This window comes from Dickeya sp. CFBP 2040 (assembly GCF_012273755.1).
GTDB lineage: Bacteria > Pseudomonadota > Gammaproteobacteria > Enterobacterales > Enterobacteriaceae > Dickeya > Dickeya poaceiphila.
On sequence record NZ_JAAVXH010000038.1, the window covers coordinates 1 to 2980 of the forward strand.

Genomic DNA, 2980 nt, shown 5'->3' on the forward strand with positions numbered 1-2980 from the left:
AGAATTTTTAACGTGACACAGAATTCTGAACGCTCTCGGTCCATGTGAAGACATGAACCCTTTTTACATCAGCCACCGGATCGGTCAACCGATCCTTAAACGATCGGCATTAGGCGTTCGCCACCTGTTTTTTCACTCTTCAGCTACCTCGTCATCTTCCGCTTCTGCCAGTTCGTCCCGCATTGCTTCCAGCGCTTCACGGCAAATGATCGCCAGCGTACGATAAAATGCGGTGGTGGCATGACTTTCTACCTTGCCCAGAAAGCGATCACTCCACGGCAACAAATAGCTATCGAAAAACGCCGACTGCGCCGCAGTTTCATCTTCCTGCGCCTGATCTTCCAGCCAGGATGCCGCAAGCAGTAAAGCGCCAAAGTGATCCACCGGTCCCTCACCCAACGGCATACCGCGCTGTTGCAAAAATGCACGGACTTCAGTTTCCTGAGCAGTCGGCTCCCAACCAGAACGCCATGGCGACACCGACGGTTGTGCACCGAACAAGGCCTCATAATCAGCGCTCATCGCCGGTAAATCGATACTGCGCTGCCAGCGAGCCATCAGCTCGTCTTGCGCCAGCGGCCATTGCTGCGCCAGCTTGCCTTGCTCAATCAGATTAAACAACGGTGCCAGCAACGGGTCCTGCGGCGAACGGTTAAACAGCGTGCCGAGAATACGGCACACCACGGAAAATTCATTCATCTCATCAACCTGTAAAAGACATGACAGCGCAATTAAGTGACAACGTCACAAATCCGCAAATTCTGGGATTGCGGGTTTCCCGCGCAGTTCCAGAAAATCCAGCACCCGGCGAGGGCTGACATTCAACACGCGATCCTGCGGAAAATCAACGTCTCTTAGGATACGGTCACAATGTGGAAACTCGCCGAGCGACCAGGCGACATGCGAATCTGACCCCAGCGCCAGATAACCGCCAGCCTCACGCACGGCTTCGGCCACCGCACGGCAATTCGGCTCGCTGCCTTTACGGGAATGAGTAAAAGACGAATTATTCAGCTCCAGCGCCACGTTGTATTTGGCTGCGGCTTGCGCAACTGCGTGGATATCAATCGGGAATTTCGGATTTCCGGGATGGCTGATGATGTGCACCGAACCTTGTGCCATTGCCGCAATCATCGCTTCGGTATGGGTATCACGATCAGCCGGAGGAAACACCGGTTCATGGAAACCAGCGATAACCAAATCCATGCAATCCAGCATCGGCCCAGTACAGTCAATATCACCTGCCAGATTCTTAATGTTGGCTTCAATGCCACGCAAGATACCGATGCCGTCCACTACCCTTGGCCAGACACGCATATTAATAAAATGCCAGTAATGCGGTGCATCTGCCATATCCGGGCCATGATCGGTAATGGCAAACAAACGAATCTGTTTGATTTTGGCTTCAGCCACATAGTCATGCAGGGTGCTATAGGCGTGGGTACTGGCGACAGTGTGCATGTGTAAATCAACGGGATACATGGTTTCTCCTGACTCGGCATTGATAAGCAAGCATACCATTTATCCCGCACCAACACAGCCGAGACATCAAAGTGGCAACCACAAATCAACAAAATTTAAACATATAAGCTATATAGCATGACAATATATGGGTAACATGGGCTGATGATGTTAGCTGGCGAGTAAAGCAGCAAATTGCGCCAGGTTTAGCTAAACACACGTTTTTATGAAAGAAGTGTGTTGACGCTGCAGTGGATTTTCCCTACAGTAGCGCCTCGTTGCCCCTGATGGCGACGACCCGGTGAGGTGTCCGAGTGGCTGAAGGAGCACGCCTGGAAAGTGTGTATACGTGAAAACGTATCGAGGGTTCGAATCCCTCCCTCACCGCCAGATTTAAACAAAATCAAATAACTAAACATATGTTTTAATTTTATCCTGCATAAAAACAGTGTAAAAAAGGTTCGCTCAGGCGGACTTTTTTGTATGTAAAACCCAGCAGTTGGCCTTCTACCTGAACACAGCTGAACACTTTCTCATATCTCAATGGATTTTTAACTACCGAATACAAAACGTAGAAAATTATCTATTTAAATGGGGACAATAACGAGCCGATATTTTTTCTGATCTACGCCAAACCGTGTCTGGTCGTTGATTATGTACCACAAGCAGTTTTACTGTTTTAATCAACATCAATCAGACTCGAAATTATTACAGCTAACTTATCAACATGAAAATGATGCATAAAAAAATCTCAAAGAAGTTATTTTATCTATCAGAAATTTTTCCATTGCTGGTAAAGACCATCAATATCTCCAGATGTTAAAAAATGCATCATAGCTTTTAACTGTTCTTCCGACCAATCCCACCATTTCATTTCGATAAGCATTGATATATGCCTATCATCAAAACGTTTCCGAATGATTTTTGCTGGATTACCTCCGACGATGGAGTAAGGTTCAACATCCCGTGTGACCAGAGCTCTGGTTCCTATTACAGCACCATCCCCAACTTTTACACCAGGCATTATAATAGCTTCGGAACCGATCCAGACGTCATTCCCAATTATAGTATCACCAGATGGAACATAACCATTATTGGCCGCCTCAAATTCTGTTGTATCAGGTACCCAGTAAAAGGGAAAGGTACTGATCCAGTCCGGTCTATGCCCTTGATTACCAGACATGATAAACGCAGCACCAGAACCAATAGAACAAAAACTGCCGATAATTAATTTATCTACACCTTCATCAGGAATAAGATAACGCGCACACTCGTTAAAATCATGATCGTGATAATAACCGGAGTAGTAACTATAACGCCCAACAATAATGTTAGGGTTTGTTGTCTGCTTGTCTAATGGAATCGTTTTAAATGGGTTTTCAAAAAAATTATTCATATTCAACCAATCCAAAAATATATACATATGGTATATTATATGTCATATGTAGATTATTTCAAATTCACAATCTGTTTCCAAAAATCATTCATGACGTGATAAGCACATCAGTAATTAATAAAT

At 45.6% G+C, this 2980-nt stretch carries 3 protein-coding genes and 1 tRNA gene; 1 reads left to right on the top strand and 3 read right to left on the bottom strand.

Going from position 1 to position 2980, the window contains the following annotated elements:
- Positions 1-132 precede the first annotated feature (132 nt).
- Positions 133-699: a molecular chaperone gene (locus Dpoa2040_RS05470; protein WP_168640567.1), complete on the bottom strand. Its 567-nt coding sequence runs from the start codon at positions 697-699 to the stop codon at positions 133-135.
- Positions 700-744: 45 nt separating this feature from the next.
- A complete protein-coding gene (locus tag Dpoa2040_RS05475; RefSeq protein ID WP_168640568.1) occupies positions 745-1482 on the bottom strand; it encodes a phosphatase in 738 nt (245 codons plus the stop codon).
- Positions 1483-1761: 279 nt separating this feature from the next.
- Between Dpoa2040_RS05475 and Dpoa2040_RS05480 the strand changes: the two genes are divergently transcribed.
- Positions 1762-1851 (top strand) — tRNA-Ser (locus tag Dpoa2040_RS05480).
- 382 nt (positions 1852-2233) lie between these two features.
- Here the strand turns inward: Dpoa2040_RS05480 and catB are convergent.
- Positions 2234-2857, bottom strand: a complete 624-nt coding sequence (catB, locus tag Dpoa2040_RS05485) for a type B chloramphenicol O-acetyltransferase (RefSeq protein WP_168640569.1) — start codon at positions 2855-2857, stop codon at positions 2234-2236.
- Positions 2858-2980: the final 123 nt, after the last annotated feature.

Excerpts from the sequence above, each read along its gene's own strand:
- Dpoa2040_RS05470 (WP_168640567.1), bottom strand. The coding sequence starts at position 699 with ATGAATGAATTTTCCGTGGTGTGCCGTATTCTCGGCACGCTGTTTAAC.
- Dpoa2040_RS05475 (WP_168640568.1), bottom strand. The coding sequence starts at position 1,482 with ATGTATCCCGTTGATTTACACATGCACACTGTCGCCAGTACCCACGCC.
- catB (WP_168640569.1), bottom strand. The coding sequence starts at position 2,857 with ATGAATAATTTTTTTGAAAACCCATTTAAAACGATTCCATTAGACAAG.